Origin of the sequence: Apibacter sp. B2912 (genome assembly GCF_009827835.1) — a bacterium.
In the GTDB taxonomy this organism is placed as follows: Bacteria; Bacteroidota; Bacteroidia; order Flavobacteriales; family Weeksellaceae; genus Apibacter.
The window spans coordinates 1-21,096 of the sequence record NZ_WINV01000001.1; the positions used below are offsets into that span (position 1 = coordinate 1).

Annotated in this window: 16 protein-coding genes; 8 read left to right on the plus strand and 8 right to left on the minus strand. The window is 33.9% G+C overall.

What is annotated here, in order from left to right:
- The coding region (locus GFV01_RS00005; RefSeq protein ID WP_160563890.1) for a PAAR-like protein at positions 1-769 on the minus strand (769 nt) is incomplete at its 3' end.
- Positions 770-1,374: 605 nt separating this feature from the next.
- Here GFV01_RS00005 and thiL point away from each other — a divergent pair.
- The 5 genes from thiL to GFV01_RS00030 all read left to right on the plus strand — a co-directional run bounded on the left by thiL (position 1,375) and on the right by GFV01_RS00030 (position 5,540).
- Complete coding sequence (gene thiL / locus GFV01_RS00010; protein WP_160563892.1) at positions 1,375-2,430, plus strand: thiamine-phosphate kinase; 1,056 nt, start codon at positions 1,375-1,377, stop codon at positions 2,428-2,430.
- A gap of 106 nt (positions 2,431-2,536) precedes the next feature.
- Complete coding sequence (locus tag GFV01_RS00015; protein WP_105297868.1) at positions 2,537-3,094, plus strand: 30S ribosomal protein S16; 558 nt, start codon at positions 2,537-2,539, stop codon at positions 3,092-3,094.
- Between the two features lie 9 nt (positions 3,095-3,103).
- Positions 3,104-3,622 carry a ribosome maturation factor RimM gene (gene rimM / locus GFV01_RS00020; protein WP_160563894.1) on the plus strand — a complete coding sequence of 173 codons (519 nt, stop codon included), beginning with the start codon at positions 3,104-3,106 and terminating at the stop codon, positions 3,620-3,622.
- Between the two features lie 107 nt (positions 3,623-3,729).
- Positions 3,730-4,683 (plus strand): acetyl-CoA carboxylase carboxyltransferase subunit alpha, encoded by a 954-nt coding sequence (locus GFV01_RS00025; protein WP_160557284.1) that lies wholly within the window; start codon positions 3,730-3,732, stop codon positions 4,681-4,683.
- A gap of 209 nt (positions 4,684-4,892) precedes the next feature.
- Entirely contained in the window at positions 4,893-5,540 is a 648-nt protein-coding gene (locus GFV01_RS00030; RefSeq protein ID WP_160563896.1) for an HD domain-containing protein, read from the plus strand.
- A gap of 159 nt (positions 5,541-5,699) precedes the next feature.
- Here GFV01_RS00030 and purB read toward each other — a convergent pair whose 3' ends face one another.
- From purB to GFV01_RS00060, 6 genes are all read right to left on the minus strand, one after another.
- On the minus strand, positions 5,700-7,127 hold the full coding sequence (gene purB / locus GFV01_RS00035; RefSeq protein ID WP_160543364.1) for an adenylosuccinate lyase: 1,428 nt from the start codon (positions 7,125-7,127) through the stop codon (positions 5,700-5,702).
- A 266-nt stretch (positions 7,128-7,393) separates the two neighbouring features.
- Entirely contained in the window at positions 7,394-8,758 is a 1,365-nt protein-coding gene (locus tag GFV01_RS00040; RefSeq protein ID WP_160563898.1) for a HAMP domain-containing sensor histidine kinase, read from the minus strand.
- Positions 8,758-9,447, minus strand: a complete 690-nt coding sequence (locus GFV01_RS00045) for a response regulator transcription factor (protein WP_160557280.1) — start codon at positions 9,445-9,447, stop codon at positions 8,758-8,760. Before GFV01_RS00045 ends, GFV01_RS00040 begins: the two co-directional genes overlap by 1 nt.
- A gap of 31 nt (positions 9,448-9,478) precedes the next feature.
- Positions 9,479-12,577, minus strand: a complete 3,099-nt coding sequence (locus GFV01_RS00050; RefSeq protein ID WP_160563900.1) for an efflux RND transporter permease subunit — start codon at positions 12,575-12,577, stop codon at positions 9,479-9,481.
- A 6-nt stretch (positions 12,578-12,583) separates the two neighbouring features.
- Positions 12,584-13,666: an efflux RND transporter periplasmic adaptor subunit gene (locus tag GFV01_RS00055; RefSeq protein WP_160563902.1), complete on the minus strand. Its 1,083-nt coding sequence runs from the start codon at positions 13,664-13,666 to the stop codon at positions 12,584-12,586.
- A gap of 5 nt (positions 13,667-13,671) precedes the next feature.
- The gene (locus GFV01_RS00060) at positions 13,672-14,958 is read right to left on the minus strand and encodes a TolC family protein (RefSeq protein ID WP_160563904.1); all 1,287 of its coding nucleotides are present in this window, start codon (positions 14,956-14,958) and stop codon (positions 13,672-13,674) included.
- A gap of 494 nt (positions 14,959-15,452) precedes the next feature.
- Here GFV01_RS00060 and GFV01_RS10075 point away from each other — a divergent pair, with 494 nt between their 5' ends.
- A complete protein-coding gene (locus GFV01_RS10075) occupies positions 15,453-16,757 on the plus strand; it encodes a hypothetical protein (RefSeq protein WP_185149978.1) in 1,305 nt (434 codons plus the stop codon).
- 116 nt (positions 16,758-16,873) lie between these two features.
- On the opposite strand, the gene eco is transcribed toward GFV01_RS10075, so the two are convergent.
- Positions 16,874-17,383 (minus strand): serine protease inhibitor ecotin, encoded by a 510-nt coding sequence (gene eco, locus GFV01_RS00070; RefSeq protein WP_160563906.1) that lies wholly within the window; start codon positions 17,381-17,383, stop codon positions 16,874-16,876.
- A 430-nt stretch (positions 17,384-17,813) separates the two neighbouring features.
- Between eco and GFV01_RS00075 the strand changes: the two genes are divergently transcribed.
- Positions 17,814-18,242 carry a hypothetical protein gene (locus tag GFV01_RS00075; RefSeq protein ID WP_160563908.1) on the plus strand — a complete coding sequence of 143 codons (429 nt, stop codon included), beginning with the start codon at positions 17,814-17,816 and terminating at the stop codon, positions 18,240-18,242.
- A 403-nt stretch (positions 18,243-18,645) separates the two neighbouring features.
- Complete coding sequence (locus GFV01_RS00080) at positions 18,646-21,096, plus strand: thiamine pyrophosphate-dependent enzyme (protein ID WP_160564770.1); 2,451 nt, start codon at positions 18,646-18,648, stop codon at positions 21,094-21,096.

Consider the following 21,096-nt stretch of genomic DNA (forward strand, 5'->3'; position numbering starts at 1 on the left):
TTGCTTTGCGATGGATGATTATTTTGGTAGAATCGCCGATGGGAACCTTTCCGTATCCGAAGATGGTGGTCTTGCCTTCAGGTAACTCTTCCAGATTTACTTGGTGTGTGCTTCCGTATTCCAGATAGGTTTTTATTCGGTCTTTTTGAGTATCTCCTTTGTAGTAGGCCCAATTGACCAGGCTGGCATCGTCTTTTTCCCTTACCGTGGCCTGAAGGGTTATTGTTTTAACCGCTCCGCCTATTTCAAAGCACACTTCTCGGTGGGAAGGGATTGTTTGCTTGGGGACGCTTGAAGAAACCAAATCTATTTTGCTTACCGAAGGAATGGTATTTCCTAATGAAGCCGCAACCTTCGGACTTATCATAAAGAGATCATACGATTCCCTGAGGTGTTTTTTAAAAATTTTAGCCGATAGTTTGACCCTTTGGCCGTGGTTTTTTATGGTGATTTTCCCCTTATACTTACACTCCCCGTAGGAAGCTTCCGTCAGTGGTTTTTGTTTGCCGAATTCGGCGTTTTGATAATAATCTTTCCATGAAATTTGAGGGGTGCAGACCGGCTGGGGACTGCTTCGGTTACACAATCCAAAATTCATGTGGTCTTGGTCATCTTCCAGCCAGGTGGCTATTTTCTTTTGGTTGGCCAGGTACTTGTCATCGTCCTTATGCTTTACTTTTAAAATACATTCGGGAATGCTTCCTCGGTTGCAGCTTACGCAAGCTCCTTCTACTACTAAGGCTAAATGATCGGGTTTTTTATCGGGCATGGAGTTAGTTTTTTTTAAGGTTGAGTTAGTGGGAGTAAAGCAATTAAAAAAAATTCTCTTTACTTTTTTATTTTTACGGATTTACAAGCGGAAAAATTCCATAGGAATAAGTTTCCGATTTACACTAAATAAACTATACACGAAACAACGAGACGTTATATTCATAAGTTAGGCTTTGTGAAAATTATTCGGCTAAGATAAAGATTTTTTTATCAGAATTTATAACTTTTACGGTTATTTTTACTTTAACTTGTTGATCATCACAAAGATGCTGTTGGGTTGTCTGAACAAAGTTATGGGTTGGTTTCAGGGTTTCTTTGAAAATAAGTATGGGCTATCTTGTTGTAGTTTATGGAATTACGGGGATTGGAGTGTTGTTTTTGTTATGGGTAACCGCCTTAAAAATTAATCTTTGAATCTGTATGGATTTTTTTTCTAAAAAAACTTTATATTATTCAATCCTTGTAAAATATTTTAATTACACTCCTACTATTTAGTAAAAAATCGAAAAAATTACGGATCGCAATACAAATAATAAGGCATATACCCGAAAAAGCCGTAAATTCGAAAATCGAATTCAAAATAAATTAATAGATATCCGCAGTATGCTTGATAATAAGAACCCATATAAAACTTCAATTTCAGAATATGGTGAATTTGGACTGATCGAACATCTTACTCAAAATTTCAAACCCAAACATCCCTCTACTCTACAAGGAGTTGGAGACGATGCCGCCGTGTTGAATCCAAAAGATAAAAAAGTTTTAGTTTCAACCGATATGCTATTGGAAAATATTCATTTCAATTTGGCTTATACCCCTTTAAAACATCTAGGTTATAAGTCTGTAGTTATCGGACTCAGCGATTTGGTTGCCATGAATGCTGTTCCGGAACAAATACTGATTTCCATAGCCGTTTCTAATCGTTTTCCGGTTGAAGCATTGGAAGAAATATACACCGGCATCCACCTGGCGTGTAAACACTATTCTATAGATTTAGTCGGAGGAGATACCACTTCATCCAACCTGGGATTGGTAATAAATATTTCTACCGTGGGTTATGCTCATAAAGACGAGATTGTCTACCGAAAAGGAGCAAAACCCAATGACCTTTTGGTTGTCAGCGGTGATTTGGGCGGTGCTTACTTCGGATTACAAGTATTGGAACGTGAAAATTCGGTTTTTAAAGTTAACCCAAACCTTCAACCGGATTTATCGGGATATACTTATATTTTGGAAAGGCAATTAAAACCTGAAGCACGTACGGAAATTAAAGCGTTACTTAAAGAAATGGACGTACATCCTACGTCTATGATCGATATTTCCGACGGGTTGGCCTCTGAAATCATTCATCTTTCCCAACAAAGTAACGTTGGCTTCTCCATTTATGAAGAAAAAATCCCGATGGACAGCCAGGTAATTACTACAGCGGAAGAATTCGGTATCAATCCCGTAACAGGGGTACTAAACGGGGGAGAAGATTATGAAATTTTATTTACCATTCCTATTGAAGATCATGATAAGATCAAACATAATCCTAACTTCACCATTATCGGTCATGCTACCGAAACGGTTGAAAATGTTTTGATAACCAAAGGAAATACACAGCGCATTCCGTTGAATGCTCAAGGCTGGGATGCTCATTTTTCCAAGAAAAACTAAGAGTATAAAACATTAATTTGTATACAAAAATTTGCAGCAATAGTAAAACAAGTAGTATATTTGCAAACTTAACTAATAACGGGACGGGATCCCAAAATAAAAAATTATGGCAGTAAAAATTAGATTACAAAGACACGGTAAAAAAGGAAAACCGGTTTTTCACATTGTTGTAGCAGATTCTAGAGCTAAAAGAGATGGTAAAAACATCGAAAAATTAGGAATTTACGTTCCTACGACCAACCCTGCAACCATTGAATTAAATGTTGACAGAGCAGTGAGCTGGTTAGAAAAAGGAGCTCAACCATCAGATACAGCAAAATCTATCCTTTCTTACAAAGGTGCTTTATTAAAAAAGCATTTGAACGGAGGGGTTAAAAAAGGAGCTTTTTCGGCTGAAGAAGCAGAGAAAAAATTCCAAGCTTGGTTGGAAGACAAAGAAAAAGCTATTCAAGCGAAAAAAGACAAATTGGCTTCTTCTAAGCAACAAGCGAAAAAAGAAAAGCTTGAAGCTGAAAGAAAAGTAAATGAAAGCCGTATCGCTGCTCAACAAAAAGCAGAAGAAGCAGAAGCTAACGATGCAGAGGAAGTAGTAGAAGCAATCATCGCAGAAGATGAAGCAGCTACGGATGCTCAGGCTGAAACTAATGAAGAACCTAAAGCCTAATTTAGATTCATGCAATTGGAAGATTGTTACTACCTAGGCACAATCACTAAAACTCATGGTCTGAAAGGTCATCTGATTGTTAAACTAGACACAGATGAACCGGAGGCTTACAATAATTTGGAATCGGTATTTATTAATATCAATGAAATGCCGGTTCCTTTTTTTCTAAATGAATGTCAACTCTATAATAAAGATTCATTACGTGTAAAATTTGAAGATACTTCTATCAATTCACAAGACTTAATAGGAACGCAGCTGTACCTTCCTTTAAATACATTACCTAAATTAAAAGGAAAACAATTTTATTATCATGAAGTTATACACTTTTCTTTAGTAGACGAAAACCTACAAAAGATTGGAGAAATTACTGAAATAAACGATAACAGCGCACAAGCTCTTTTTATTATAAAACTATCGAAAAATAATAAATTTATTTACATTCCCGTTATTAATGATTGGATTATTGAAGTAAACAGAAATGATCAATACATTTCAATGACTTTACCTGAAGGAATTTTGGATTTATAATTCATTGGAAATTTATTTTTGAAAATACCATTTCTAAGTAGTTTCAAAAATGAGAATTTAATTTGATTTATTTAAAAGTTAGTATATTAGTCACTAATACTCATAAAATGGAATATTTAGATTTTGAATTGCCTATAAAAGAATTAGAAGACCAGCTTAAAAAATGGATCGAGCTTGGTAATGAAAGTGGAGTAGATATCAATTCTACTTGCAAAGAAATCGAAAAGAAAATCGAACAAACCAAACATCAAATATACGATAACCTTACCCCTTGGCAAACCGTACAATTATCCAGACATCCCTCTCGTCCTTATTCGTTAGACTATTGCAGTGCCATCACTGATAATACGTTTATTGAATTACACGGAGACCGCAACTATGGCGATGATAAAGCCATGATCGGGGGATTGGGAAGAATTGACGGTAAAACTTTTATGATTATCGGTCAACAAAAAGGTAAAAATACCAAAGAAAGACAATACCGTCGTTTTGGTATGCCCAATCCAGACGGTTACCGAAAAGCGTTACGCTTGATGAGGGTTGCTGAAAAGTTTAACATTCCTATTCTTACCTTAATAGACACTCCGGGAGCCTATCCGGGACTAGATGCCGAAGAAAGAGGACAAGGAGAAGCCATCGCGTATAATATCGCTCAGATGTGCCAAATTAAAGTTCCGATTATTTGCGTAGTTATTGGTGAAGGTGCCAGTGGCGGTGCGTTGGGAATCGGTGTAGGAAATAAGGTTTACATGATGGAAAATACTTGGTATTCCGTAATTTCCCCGGAAAGTTGTTCCTCAATTTTATTCAGAAGCTGGGAATACAAAGAAGTTGCTGCCGAAAATCTTCGTTTAACCCCTAAAAATTCTTTGGAATTAGGCATTATTGACGGAATAATTAAGGAGCCCCTTGGCGGTGCTCATTACAACCCGGAAGGAGCCTTTATGTCTTTAAAAAATCAAGTTTTAGAGGCCTATAATGAGCTTTCTAAAATGTCTCCTGATGAGTTGGTGGAACACAGACAAAATAAATTTATAAATATGGGTGTATATAGCGAATAGTTATCTACTTACATTTACCATATTAAAAATAATACAAGCCCCTGTTTTTTATAAAGGGGCTTTTTCTTTTTTATCCTTCCATTTCAATACTTTCAATTGAAGTTGTATAGTCCTATTCAATATCTTTATACCCCTTTAATATAATAAAAGGGCTGTTAAATTTTTGAACTTATATTTATATAATTCTTATTAAAATTCTATATTTAAGCATGGAATTAGACCAAGCAATATCAATCATTCGGGATTATATAAAAAATAAACATTCTTCGGATAAAAGTGGACATGATTATTGGCATATTGAGCGAGTAGTAACCAACGCCCAAAATATTCTCCTTCACGAAAAGGCTGATCGTTCTAAAGTTTTATTGGCAGCCTGGCTTCACGATGTCGGAGATTATAAACTCCATAATGGAACGGACCGTACTGAAGAACTCGTATTTCCATTACTGTCTTCTTTATCATATCCGAAAAGTTTCGTTGAAGATATCATTAAAATTATTAACGAAGTTTCTTATAAGGGCGGACATAATCCCCCTCCTACTTCACTTGAAGCAAAAATTGTTCAAGATGCCGATCGATTGGATGCAATAGGTGCTGTAGGAATAGCCCGAGCATTTGCTTATGGTGGTACCAAAGGTCGAGAATTGTTTGATCCGAACGAAAAACCGACCGAATATACGGAAAGTGCTTCTTATCAAAAAAGTACCTCATGTACGATCAATCATTTTTATGAAAAGCTATTGAAGCTGAAAGACTTGATGAATACCGATATTGCTAAAGAAATGGCTGAAGAAAGGCATTTATTTATGCTTAAATTTTTGGAAGAATTTTATAAAGAAACCGGATACCCTAGATAACAAAACCGAATTAAAATACACTCTATACTGAAAACCACCGGGCAAGAAGATCGTAACTTTGCCATTTAATCGGCAAATCGAATTAATATTTAGTTTATGTTTAGTTTAAATTAGTTTAAACAATCAGAACTGCCACAGTGGTAATTTCAGTATATATTTTTAGACTCTAAGATCGGAATTTATTCCTAGTAGATGTTCATATTTTAGTAAAATAGGATTTACTTCCTGATCTAAAAACTCTTCTGTTTGTTCCGGAGCAAAGCCAATGAAATTGGATGGGTTAATCAATTTCATCAATTTTTCTTTGTCAATATTTATTTTTTCATCCTTGATAATTCGCTCGATTAAATCATTCGGCTTTCCTTCCATTTTTACTTTTTTGGCTGCTTCCATAGAATGTTGACGAATGATTTCATGAAGTTCCTGCCGGTCTCCTCCGTTTTTAACTCCTTCCATAATGATGTATTCGGTTGCCATAAAGGGCAGTTCTTCATTAATATGCTTTTCAATCATTTTAGGATATACGACCAATCCGTCCAGGATATTATTCCAGATTAATAAGATGGCATCTATGGCTAAAAATGCTTGAGGTATGCTCAATCTTTTATTTGCGGAATCGTCTAATGTTCTTTCAAACCATTGAGTGGACGCAACCATTGCAGGAGAAGTTGCTAAAGAGATCACGAATTTAGCTAATGAAGCAATTCTTTCAGATCGCATCGGATTACGCTTATAAGCCATGGCGCTGGAACCTATCTGATTCTTTTCAAACGGTTCTTCTATTTCTTTTAAGCTTTGCAACAAGCGCAAATCATTCGTAAACTTATGTGCAGATTGTGCAATATTGGAAAGTACTTCTAGTGCCTGAGCATCTATCTTTCGATCATAAGTTTGTCCACTTACTTTAAAAACTTTTTTAAAGCCGAAACGTTCTGATAATTTCCGGTCCAATTCCTTTACTTTTGAAAAGTCCCCGTCAAACAATTCTTTAAAACTGGCAGCCGTTCCGGTAGTACCTTTAACTCCTCTGAAGCGCAACGTTTCCAAACGATATTCTAAATCTTCCAAATCTAATAAAACCGATTGCAACCAAAGAGTAGCTCGTTTACCAATCGTTGTTAATTGCGCCGGTTGAAAATGAGTAAACCCTAAGGTGGGATGGTCTTTATACTTAAGTGCAAACGAATGCAATCCTTTAATTACATTAATCAATTTTTTCTTCACCAGTTCGAAACCGTCACGTATTTGGATAAGATCCGTATTATCCCCTACAAAGGCAGAAGTTGCCCCTAAATGAATAATGGGACGTGCTGCCGGTGCTGCATCTCCATATGCATGTACATGGGCCATAACATCATGACGAAATTTTTTTTCGTATTCGTCTGCTTTCTTAAAATCTATTTTCGATACTTGCTCTCTAAGCTCTTTTATTTGCTCATCTGAAATATCTAAACCAAGCTCTTTTTGTATTTCAGCCAGGGCTAACCATAATTTTCTCCAAGTAGTAAATTTTTTTTCAGGAGAAAAATTGTACAACATTTCATCACTGCAATAGCGGCTTTCCAACGGATTTTGATACGTATTCATTTTATCTTCTTGGTTATATTGATTAAATCAGCTCAAAAATAAGGATTTAATTAAGATGCTCCTTTAAAAATTTTAAATTATGAAAGTTTACTAACTCACTTTGCTTTTTGTAATTATTAAAAATATCTTTTTTTGGAAAGATTCTATTGTTAAAAAATGAAAAGGTGAATTACTTAAAATTCACCTTTTCCAGCTAAGTGAATTAGTATTTAAATGATACTAATTTTACTTAACAATAAACAGCTAAAACAAATATGAGTGTAAATTTACTCCTGATTCATGCCGAAAAAAGTTAAGGTAATTTTAGTTCCTTTATTTTCTTCGGATTCTATGGTATATTCTATATGGTTTTTTTCTAAAATACGAAGGGCAATGGAAAGCCCTATCCCCGATCCAGATACTTTTTCAGCATTTGGGGCTCGATAAAACGGACGACTTATTTGGCTTAATTGCATTTTGGGAATTCCAATCCCATGATCTTGTATCAAAAGATGTAATTTTCCTTCACGTTCATACAGTTGAATACGTACTAATTTTCTTTGTGAGAATTTAACCGCATTTTCAATTAAATTGAACAAGGCTATAAATAATTGTGTTTTATCTATATTAATGTAAAGCAACTCTATATTTTCCGAAGTAACATCTAAAGTATAATCTATGATCTCACTGCAGTCGGAATATTTATCTGAAACCCGTTTAATAATTTCAAATATGAGTTCGTCAATACGTATTTGTTCTGATATGTCTGTATTTTTTCGCAAATCGGAAACAATGAGCAAAATATCTAATATTTCTTGAAGCCGTTCTATTTCCTCCATCAATGTTTGGGATAAGGCTTGATATTCTTCGTGTGAACGGTTTTTCATGGAAAATACCTCCAAATTTCCTTGAATTGCCGCCAAAGGTGTTTTGAATTCGTGAGAAACATAGCTCACAAAATTTTGTTGTATTTTAATTGAATCGGAAATTTTTTTTAGCAATTCATTAAAGGTTTCAGTAAGATCGTACAATTCGTCTTTAACTGTATTTCGGCTCGTCTTCAATTCCATGGAATCGCCCGGAGTCATTTGTTTTACTTGGTTAATGGCTTCTCTTATGGGACGATAGGCTATATGGGCTATCCAACGGTTTAGCAATATGGTAGCCAATAACCCGAAAATAAAGGCGGATACTAATATTCCTATAAGGGGATTGATGTATTGATACACATCCTGTTTATTTTCCTTAGCAATGATTACGAAATTACCTTCGTTGTCATTATAATACATTCCATAACATAAAAAGTTATCGGTGGTAAAGGACAATTTCTTTTGATAGCGTATTTCATTAATTACCGATTCGGGAACATCTTGTATATTTCCATATTTTAATTGATTCAGATCGTCGTAAATTTCAAAGTAGGGATTGTTTATTTTTTCGTATTGCTTTTTTATTTTTTGAAATTCTTTTGCGCTTATTTCATCTTCTTCAAAAAAGTAATAGCCGATAATTTGAGCGGTCTTTTGTAAATTCCTGTAAACGGAGTTTTCAATGCTCCTTTTGTAGAAGCTGAATATCAGAAGCGCTACGGCAATAAAGACAATTCCCCAAAAACCGGAGCTTAGTAAACTTAATCTTGTCTGTATTTTCATTATTCAGCTAATAAAGATTTAATACGATATCCCCTTCCTTTTATGGTTTCTATGATTTTTGTTTCAAACTCGCCATCAATTTTATTTCGTAAATAAGAAATATATACTTCTACTATATTGGTGTTTATATCATGGTTAATTCCCCAAACACTGGTTAGAATTTGGGTTCTTGAAACAACTTTATTTTTATTTTCCATTAAGAATTTTAATAATTTAAATTCAAGATGGGTTAGAACTATTTCTGTATCTCCTCTTAGAATTTTATGCTCATCCAAATACATTTTTAAATCTCCGCATACCAATACATTGGAAGAAGAATCATAATTCATTTTCCTTCTTCTGTCCAATGCATGAATTCGTGCTACGAGTTCTTTAAAATGAAAAGGCTTGGTCAGATAATCATCGGCACCGTAACTAAGGGCTTTTACTTTATCATCGGGATCTCCTAAAGCACTGATTACTAAAACAGGAGTGGTTATTTTTTTATAGCGGATATACTGCAACAACTCCATTCCATCAATATCAGGCAGCATAATATCCAATAAGATCATATTCCAATTGGTATCATTTAAACGACTTCTTGCATCCACACCGTTCTCAACCAAAGTGACTGAAAAACCGCTTTCTTCTAATCCTTTGATCATGAACTCACTGATTTTTTTATTATCTTCTACCAACAACAACTCCATATTTTACTTTTTGCTTTATAAAGTTACTATTTTATGATTTAATTTTTCTTTTCTTGCGGTAAGCAAAATAAAAAACTTGCGGTAAAATAGTAAATGATAAAAGCATACAGGTGATTATACCCCCAACTATCATAATTGCCAAAGGCTTTTGAACTTCAGAACCCATTCCATTGGACATGGCGGCCGGTAATAATCCCATCGATCCCATAAGGGCTATCATCAACACCGGACGTATCCTGCTTTTAACTGCACTATCTATGGCTAATCTTAAATTTCCGGTTGAATTCATCTTTTTCTTCATCAATGCAATCAACAAAATGCTGTCAATAGCGGTAATTCCAAAGAGTATAATAAATCCTATTCCTGCAGAAATTCCAAAAGTGGTACCGGTTATCCACAGGGAAATAAAACCACCGATAAAGGCATAAGGCATGGCGCTTGCTGCAATTAAAGTGTCTTTGATGGTCCTAAAATTCATATAGAGTAAAAATAAGATCAATAATAAGGCACAAGGAACAATAATCATCAATCGTTGTGTTGCTCTTTGTTGGCTTTCAAATTCTCCTGCCCAAACCATGCGATTTCCTCGACCTAGTTTGACCTCTTTATTTACTTTTTCTTGGGCTTCTTTGATAGTAGAACCTAAATCACGGTCGCGAACACTAAACCCAACTCCGATGTACCTGCTGCTTCCATCTCTATAGATAAACGTCGGGCCGGTTACAAATTTGATATCGGCAATTTCTTTTAACGGAACATGTTTTCCATCCATGGTAGGTATTAGAATTTCTCCGATCTTATCTTCATTATCTCTGTATTCTTTTTGAAATCGTACTCTGACATCAAATATTTTTTCGCCTTCATAAAACTGGGTGGCAGCTTTACCTCCTATTGCCATTTCCACTACTGCTTGAGCATCTGCCATAGATACCGCATAACGGGCCATGCGATCTTCGGATAAACGGATTTGTAATTCAGGTAAACCGATGCTTCGGAACACATTCACATCTTCTACTCCTTTCACTTTTTGTATGATAGAAGCTGCATGATCTGCCATTTGTTCCAACTTTTGTAGATCATCCCCGTATATTTTAATTACTAAGGAACTTTTTACTCCTGCTACATATTCTTCAACATTATCTTGTATGGGTTGGCTAAAGCCGAAAACTGTTCCGGGATAAATATCTAAAGAATCTTTCATTTCTCGGATAAGTTCTTCTTTTTTAACTTTTTTCTTCCATTGATTTTCGGGCTTCAACTGGGCATGGAATTCTATGTTAAAAAACCCGGTTGGGTCTGTTCCGTCATTCGGACGTCCGGTCTGTGACAAGACAAATTGTACTTCATCAAAACTCCTCAACTTCTTTTTCATTTGTTGAGTGATTTTAACTGATTCGTCCAAATTAATACTGTTGGGTAAGGTAGCACGTATATAAATTGCTCCTTCGTTCATACTGGGTATAAATTCCGTACCCCAAAAACTAAATCTTACGATGCAAAGCACTAACAGTATACAGAAGGTTATAATACTTCCTTTACGATGACGGGATGCAAATAGAAAAATTTTATATAAATGGGAGGAAAAGAATCTGCTAATTGCATTTGATTTTTCTTTAACCGGTTTGGTAAGCAAAATTTTACACATAACCGGAACATAGGTAAGAGATAAAATTAATGATCCCATTAAAGCATATCCTAAAGTAAATGCCAACGGTGAAAACATTTTACCTTCCACTTTTTGAAATGAAAAGATAGGAAATAAGGCAACGACCAAAATTATCTGAGCAAAAAATATGTGAGAAGCAACTCCTCCGGCACTTTTTTTAATTAATCCCCCTTTGGACGATCTTATAAATCGTTCTCCTCCCAACTCTTCCGTTCTCTTTACCATCGAGACAAATATGATTTCAACAATAACCAATGTTCCCTCGAGCAACAATCCAAAGTCTAGCGCTCCCATTGAAATAAGGTTCGCCGGAAGTCCTTGTATTCGAAGCATAATAATGGCAAATAAGAAAGAAAGCGGAATAACCGTAGCCACAATCAAGGTGGTTCTCCAGTTAAACAGGAAAATAAATACTACAATGGAAACCAACACAATACCCTCGATCAGGTTTTTCATTACGGTATGGACAGTAGCATCTACTAAGGTTGTTCGATCTAAAAAAGGTACGATTTTTAAATTTTCTGGTAATATACGATCATTTAAATCGGCTATTTTAACCTTTAAATTTTTAATCACATCTCCCGGATTTTGTCCTCTCAACATTACCACAATACCCTGAACGACATCATCTCTATCATCCAACCCTACTTGTCCCAAACGTGGTTTTGAAGAAACAGAAACGTTGGCAACTTGTTTTACTCGTATAGGAGTGCTACCTTTTACTTCAATAAGTATATTTTCAATGTCTTTGATATTGTCCAGTAAGCCAACTCCGCGTACTACATAGGCTTGACTTCCTTTTTGTATAACATCTCCGCCTACATTTATATTACTTTTTGAAATAGCTTCATAAACCTCCAAAGGCGAAAGTCCGTAATTAGCTAATTCTGTAGGATTTACTTTTATTTCATAACATTTTTCTTCTCCACCGAAACTTACAATACTGGCTACTCCGGGAACCGATAAGAGCTCACGCTCTACAACCCATTCGTTAAGAGCAGAAATTTCGCGAACAGGAAGGTCACTTTTAATAGTATAACGGTATATTTCACCGGTAGCACCTGAAGGCGGTTCTATAGATGGATCGGCTCCTTCCGGAAGATCCATATCCTGCATACGATTTGAAGCATATTGCTGAGCAAAGAAATCATCTACTCCATCTTCAAAAATTACGGTTACCACCGAAAGACCAAAAAGAGAAGTAGAACGTACCTCCGTTTTTCTGGGAATGGTATTCATTTCCTTCATTATAGGAAGTGTAACAAATTTTTCAATTTCTTCTGCACTTCTTCCCGGCCATTGGGTTATAATTCGTACTCTTGTGTTAGTTACGTCGGGATAGGCCTCAATAGGTGTGTTTAGATAACATACAATTCCGCCGATAAATAAGAGTACGCTAAGAAATAGTATTAGTATGTGATTCCTTAATGAAAAGGCAATACATTTTTCAACAAACTTATGCATGTTTTGTTATTTGTTTTTTAAAGCTGAATAAATTAGTAATTGATTGTTAACTACAACATTTTCTCCTTCGGAAAGACCGGAAAGGATATATGCGGTTTCTTCGTTGTGACCTTGAAGTTGAACTTCTTTAACTTTGAAATTTTCTTTGGATTCTTCAACGATTACATAGTATTTATCGTCATCGAAAATGAGTGCGTTTACCGGAATTGACACATGGGTATTTTCTGTATTGTTTTTTAGTTTGATGGTCATGGACATTTCGGGCTTAAATTTCAAATCTGCATTTTCCATAACTATTCTTGCTTTCAAAACTCTTTCTTCAGAATCAAAAACTTGAGAAATGGATTGTATGGTTCCGTGAAATATTTCACCCGGATAGGATAAAGAACTCATTTCTACGGGCATTCCTACTTTTACAAATTGTAAATTACTCGCATATACATTGGCTATCACCCATACTTTACTTAGGTCTGCAACCGTAAATATAGGCTCAGCATCCGCAGATATGGTACTGCCTGATGTTATATTTTTGTTTATAATATACCCGGTCATAGGAGAAACGATGGAAGAGCTGCCGCTTCCGTTGGATCCTACCACAGACATATCCGTATGTACCCTTGCTAAAGAGGCCTCAGCTTGTTTTACTTTAGCTCTTGCTTCAACCAATTCGCTTTCGGATAGCATGTTGTCTTTGTACATGGATTCCGCACTTTTTAGTTCTCTTCTAGCGACTTCCAATTCAGATTGTAACCCGGATTTTTCGGAATGTAAAGAGTTTACTTCTAAACTTCGAACATTTGCCAATACTTGTCCTTGTTTTACTTGGTCTCCTAATGAAAAATAGGTTTTTGTTACCACCCCATTAATTAACGGAACATAATTAACGATCTTATCCGGATCATATTCTACTTTACCTGTAAGTGTCAATTCTTCTTCTTGTGGCTTTAATTCCGCTTTTATGGTTTTTACATGTTTAAAAAACGACCGGTTTATAGCAGCTTCTTCCTGAGTTTTTGATTGGTTATCTTTTATATGGGTGCAGGATAGGGCAAGTGCCAGAACGGAAAGTATGTATATATTTTTTTTCATGGGATTTATCTTATTTCTTTTCCAACAGTATATTGTAACTCTTCAAATTGTGTATAAAGATTTTTTTGGGTATTTAATAGGGTTTCTTTATTGGTTTTATAAGCATCCATGAAATCTATAAATTCCAACATGCTTATGTTTCTTTTCATCAGGTTTCTGGTATAAGCATCTAACATATAGTCCAAATCTTCGGAAATATTTTCTTTTTGTATATCTTTAAACAGGTGGTAGGTGTCAGAATAGTTAGTATAAGCTTCGGTAATTTCATGCTGTGCGGTAGTTACTACTTGTTTTGCTTGATATTTGCTTTGATCTTTGTTAACTTGGGCTAACTTTATATTTCCTTGATTTCTATTGAAAAAGGGCAAATCAAAGCTTACGCCGAACCCTATAAAATCTTTCCATGGGGCACTTATACGATCATAATTGACAGCAAAGGTTAAATCCGGTACTTTTTGTGCTTTTTCATATAATAAATCTTTATCAAAATAGTCAATTTGAAGATTAGCAATTTTAATATCGGGTCTGCTTTCAGATGCTTCTTCTAAAATTTTTGGTAATAAGATATCATCCGGATTTTTTACTTCATTGTCTCCTTCGATTATTTCAACCGTATTCAGGGGAGGTATATTCAATAACGATTTTATAATTTTCTGTTGTTCGTTATAATTATTTTTAACCTCATATATTTCTCCACTAAGCTCTAGTTGCGAGGATTGCAAACGAATTAAATCTTTTTTTGCTATATTTCCTTCAGCAACTTGATTTTTATAAGCCGCAATCAGCTTTGAAAGCGCTTCTTGCTGGTGATTTAATATTTTTTGATAGGATTGTAAATAGATGAGCTCTTGCAGCGATTTTCGTACTTCTAGTTTTAAGCCCCGTAATGTCTCCTCAAACTCTTGAACAGCGATTTCTTTCGAAACCTTTTCTCTATTTATTAGTTTACCTCTTTTTCTGGCTGTTTTAACCATTTGGCTAAGTTCCATCGTAAACTCCGTATTTTTAGCAAACTTTCCAAAGAGTGCCGGAATTTGCTCTTGTTCTCGTTGAGATTTCGTACTCCATAAATTTACATCACCTAACGAAAAGTTAGGATTGTCCCATAGTTTTGCTTGTACAACAGCAGCTTCGGCAGCATCTATATTCATTTTTTCTGCCAACAGCTGTAAATTTTGTTTGAGAAACAAACCTTCTGCTTGTTCCTTTGTTAATTGAATTACTTCTGCTTTTTGTGCAAAAACCATACTTGTAAAGAAGGTACAAACCAGTAAAGAAACGTATTTACGCATTATATAAGCATTATTTTTTGTCTTAAGACAAATTTATTTACCTAATATTAGAGTGCTATTTGACCCAAGTTATTTTTATATTAAAGGAACATTAGAATTATATTAGAAAAACTGTACATCTTCAAATAGTATATTTTATATTCTTGTTAGAGATATATATAATTATTAAAACATAATATATAAGTCATACTATTTTATAAATAGAAGGGGTGTGAATTTCGACTAGAAAAATATAGTAAATTATAATAACTTCCAATTATTTTAAAATATTATATAATTATTAAAATTATTATAATAAATATAAAATAAATATTTACATTTGTATTCAATATTATTATAACACATAGATACTACTTTCACTAAAAAACTTATGTAAACGTTTTTTGACAACATACTATCGAAAAAATTTTAAAGCTTGAAATTATTTAATTAAATACTTAATATACTTTTAAATACATATTAATAAAACACAAATCATTAAATGAATCTTATTTATGAAAACTAAATTTATTTTTTTAGGGATGTTATCAATTCCCATACTAGCATTAAGCCAAGTTGGCGTAAATACTAATAATCCACAAGGGATCTTTCATGTTGACGGCGCGAAAGATAATCCGGCCTCTGGTTCCTCTACCCCGTTTCAAGATGCGAACGATTTTATTGTTACTTCAGATGGTAGTGTGGGTATTGGTACTACTTCTCCCGATGCTTCTTCCATCTTGGAATTAAATGTAGACGGACTTAATTCCGGCAGTAAAAAAGGGTTTCTAGGACCTAAAGTGTCTTTAACTTCAAATTCTGATACTTTAACTATTCCTAACCCTGCCAAAGGATTATTAGTATATAATTTGGGTGATAACCCCAATTTTAAATATAATGGATACATTTACTGGAGTGGAACAGATTGGAGAACTTTAGCCGGGAATCCTTTGGTTCCAGGTTCCATTCAAAATTTAACGTGTAATGCAGTAATGGCTTATCCAAGTTTTTATAGTAGCGGAACTCCCTATTCAGGAATTATGACTATACCATATACCGGAGGAGACGGAGGTTTTTTTCCTGAACAAACTATAGGTCCTGTTAATGGCCTCACAGCAAGAATTGAAACTGGTCAATTTAGTATTGGTAATGGTACCTTGAAATACTATGTAACCGGAACTCCTACGGTAAGCACTCCTGATATTACTACATTTAACATTAATATTGCCGGAAAAAATTGTGCAGCTAAAATCGGTGAGGGTGAAGGTATAGCTCCCGGTGAACACATTTACTATAAATCCCCTGGTGTACCAGGAGATATTGGTGAAAATGTTGTAGGTAATCTGACTACCGGTACTGTTGATAATTATTGGTTAAGTTATTATGCTAAAGATCTACCCGTAATTGGTGGAAAATTAAGACTAGATGCATATTTTTCAAAGGGTATTAACGGCTCAAGTTATGCGGTTACTTATAATCCAAGATTAGTAAACATAAGTTCATCTCCAGTGAAATTATGGTTTGCTGCCATTGCTACTATTAACAACAAAAGTAGCTCTAACATAGTAATAAAACCTAATGGGTTTGTTAATTTGGATGATGGTTTATTTGATTCTGTAGGCGAAAATATGGTGATGAGTGAAGGTGGTACTCAGGTTATTGCCAGTTTGGTTACGGTAAATGAAATCATTACCATTGATGTTGCTCTTGATGATAAATGGTATAGAATTTATTATTATGGTTATATTGATAATATGGACACTAAAGATTTTTCGGATAACCAAAGAGTATTTTTTATTTCAGTTCAAAGATTATATTAAATTATATATATTGAATTACCAATAATTTTCAACTAAAGATATTTAAAAGTTAAACTTTTATATAGTAAGGAATTCTTTTCAAATTGAAAAGAATTCCTTTTTTCTAGCCCTATTAATTATTTAACTGATGCTGTTTTTTCTTTTCCGGCTTCCCAAACTTTGTATTTGACAATATATCCTTTTGGGGTATAAATTACTATGGGAAGTTTACTGTTATATGTAATAATGATAGATTCAGAAGAAATAAATTTTTCTTTTTTTACTATCTGTGGACAAGCCATTCGTGTAGAAATAGTCTTTCCTTCTGAAGAAAACTCATAAAAGCTATATCCCCAACCCTCTAACTCTTTTTCTTCTGTTTTCCCTAGTAAAGTATGTTTATTGCAATCTACTTTCATTATTTTTCCAGGAATAAGTTCTACTTTATAAAATTCTTCATTATTTTTCTTATCTAAAATAATCACATGACGCATCATGCCGGGTTTTGCCTCTGGAAAATTTACTAATTCTTTTCCGGGATCATTTTCTACTTCTTTTTGATGCATTGATTCTCCACTTAATTGAGTAAAAGATACTAAAATACTGCCTAAAATAATTCCTGTTAAAATTTTTCTAATTGTTTTCATTATATTATTTTTCAATTTTTGATTTATTCTTATAGATGTTTTTCTTACTATTTTTCCATAAAAAAATTTTAAATTTTTTTTTATATATTATCTAATTAAAATTTAAGCACTTTATACTTATATAAAATAGTATTCAATCGTATATAAAATAAAAAAATGTAGCTTCAAATACTATTTCAATCTACAATTTTAAGTTAAGTTTTTAGAAAACATTGTTATATTAAATTTAATAAATTTATCAAATACTAAATTTAAGGTTGCTTTCTCAAAGTTAGATATTTATATTTCTGTTATATTAAAATTCAATCATTTTAAAACCTCTTTAAATTTTTAGATTCCTTCAATATATCTGCTTTATTATTTCATGATTTCTTAGTATTTTTACTTTGTTGGATTTAAATTATATTTCCTCTTTATAAAATTTTATGTAATGAAAAGATTATCTTTATTAGTACTTTTCGAAGCGATAGTATCCGTTTCCATTGGCATATTAATGTCTAAAATGTCTTGGATTGGTCGAATGGGAATTAATTTATTTCGAGGTGAATATAAAATATTAAAAATATGGTGGAAAACCGCTCTTCTTGTTTTTAGTATTTTATTCATATTAATGCTTGTTCAATACCTCATCAAGCGTATATGCCATTTGACGGTCTCTCGGCTTTTCTTTTTTTTATTTTTATTACTCGGTTGTTTAGGACTTGCCTATACATATCATGATTTTTCAACGGTTTATGAACATAAAATCATGAAAGAACGTTTTCATTTAGGTGGTTATTTATTTTGGATCGGTTGGATTGCTTCTAATTTATACTTTCTTGTAACTCCCTATCAAAAATCAGTTCAAGTCAACGAATAATTATATTTATAAATGACTAACTATTCTTCCTAATATTTAACAATTATATTAAATATTTTAATCCGCTATCTATTTCGATTGAAAATTATATACTTAGGCTACAAAAATTTAACTTTACATTGCTTAAGTGTTTTATTTTATTTGGTAGCTATTTTTTTATTTAAAATGCTTTGATAGATAGCTATTTTTCGAAAATATGTATGTAATGAAATCTCTCCATGATCCTAAAATAAAACCATTTCATTCCATTTAATTTTATAAATACTTGAAATTATATCTGTTAAAAGGCAAGTAATTTTATAACTTAAACTTTTAAATACATTGCTTTTTTCAATAGGTTTAGGTTCGAATAAAATCTGTAACTTTGTTTCTGCTAAAAATATTTATAGGAGTGATTAAAGATATAAATTCTACTATCTCAGATGCTAATTTAAGCTTCCAGGAATTTAAAAAAGAAGTATTAAATGATTATAGATTGTGCTTAATCAGTCGTTATTCCAGTTTATTGGCAAGAAAGGAAGTTCTTTCGGGAAAAGCAAAATTTGCCATTTTAGGAGACGGAAAAGAACTTCCGCAACTAGCCATGTCTAAAGTTTTTAAGAATGGAGATTTTCGTTCGGGGTATTATCGCGATCAAACCCTAGCATTTGCAGTAGGTGAAATTACTATTGAAAATTATTTTGCACAGTTATATGCTGATACCGATGACCAAAGAGAACCGGAATCAGGGGGCAGAATGATGAATTGTCACTATGCTACTCATTTAATTGATGAAGAAGGTAATTGGAAAGTTCTTACGGAACAAAAAAATAATGCTGCAGATTTATCTCCCACAGCCGGGCAAATTCCACGTTTATTCGGATTAGCTTACGCTTCTAAAATTTACAGAAATTGTCCCGGACTTGAAGATAAAATACAATTTTCCCATCAAGGCAATGAAATAGCCTTTGGTACGATCGGGGATGCGAGTACATCAGAAGGACATTTTTGGGAAGCATTAAATGCTGCTTGTGCTTTGCAAATCCCTATGGTTCTTTCCATCTGGGATGACGGTTATGGCATCTCCGTTGAATCGTCTAAACAGAGAGCCAAAGACGATTTTTCTGAGCTTTTGGAAGGATTTAAAAGAACCAAGGAAAAAAATTCCAGAGGATGTGAAATCATTACGGCGCGAGGATGGGATTATGCCGAATTAATTGAAGCCTATGCGCTTGCAGAAAAAATAGCCCGTGAAAAACATATCCCCGTTATTATACATGTAAGTGAACTTACTCAACCTCAAGGACATTCCAGTTCGGGGTCTCATGAAAGATATAAATCTGCCGAACGTTTGGAATGGGAAAAAGAACACGATTGTATTAAGAAATTCAGAGAATGGATTATTGATTATGAAGCGTATGACCAAACGAACAATCAAAAAATACAAGTTGCAACCGAAGAAGAATTATTGAGTTTAGAAAAAGAAATTAAACAATTGGTTAGGGAACATCAAAAAAATGAATGGAATAAATTCCGTACAGATATGGATGCTCTAAGTAATCAAACGGTTTCTTTAATCTCCGCCCTGGCTGATGAAAGTGTTAAAAAGGCTTTTATAAATTTGGAAAAAGAAAACTTTCAACAGCTGTCTTTGCCTTATAAAAAAGATATTTTCCATTTTATACGTAAAGTTCTTCGAATAGTCAGAGAAGAAAATACACAGGCCAAAACAAATTTGCTTACTTGGTATAATCAAATTTCTGATAATGAAAGCCTTAATTACAATTCCAAATTATATACAGATACCCGATATTCAGCACTTCATGTTCCGTATATTGCCCCTGTTTATGGTGAAAATCCGGAATCAGTGGATGGAAGAATAGTAATTAGAGACAATTTTGATAAACTTTTTGAAAAATATCCTGAAATAATAGCCTTTGGTGAAGATGTAGGAAAGATTGGCGATGTGAATCAAGGATTTGAAGGATTGCAAGATAAATACGGATCCTACCGAATATCCGATACCGGAATACGAGAAAGTACCATTATAGGTCAAGGATTGGGAATGGCTATGAGAGGACTGCGTCCTATTGCTGAAATTCAATATCTGGATTATGTGTTGTATGGTATTCAAACTTTAAGCGATGATCTGGCTTCTTTAAGTTATCGTACGAAAGGAAGGCAAAAAGCTCCGTTAATTATCCGTACTCGAGGACACAGATTGGAAGGCATTTGGCATTCGGGATCTCCTATGGGCGGAATCATTAATTATATACGGGGTATTTATGTTTTGGTTCCCAGAAATTTTGTGCAGGCAGCCGGATTTTACAACACCATGCTACAAGCTGATGAACCGTGCCTGATTATTGAATGTTTAAACGGTTACCGACTGAAAGAAAACTTGCCGATTAATTTAGGTGAATTTACAACTCCGGTCGGAAAGATTGAAATTACCCGAGAAGGTAAAGATATCACTGTGGTGACTTATGGAGCAACATGGAAAATTGTTTCAGAAGCTGCCAAAGAATTACAGACATTAGGCATAGATATTGAAATTATTGATATTCAATCTTTAATACCGTTTGACCTAAGTCATGAAATTGTGGAAAGTCTTAAAAAAACCAACCGTTTGGTTATTGCTGATGAAGACGTTTCCGGAGGGGCAAGTTCGTATATTTTGCAAAAAATAATTGAAGAACAAAACGGTTTTCAATATTTGGACTCAGCTCCTAAAACTATCACGGCTAAGGATCATCGACCGGCTTACGGTTCTGACGGAGATTATTTTTCAAAACCTTCTGTGGATGATGTGGTTGAAAAAATATATGAGGTTATGCATGAAGTAAATCCCACCGAATATCCGAAAATAAGTTAA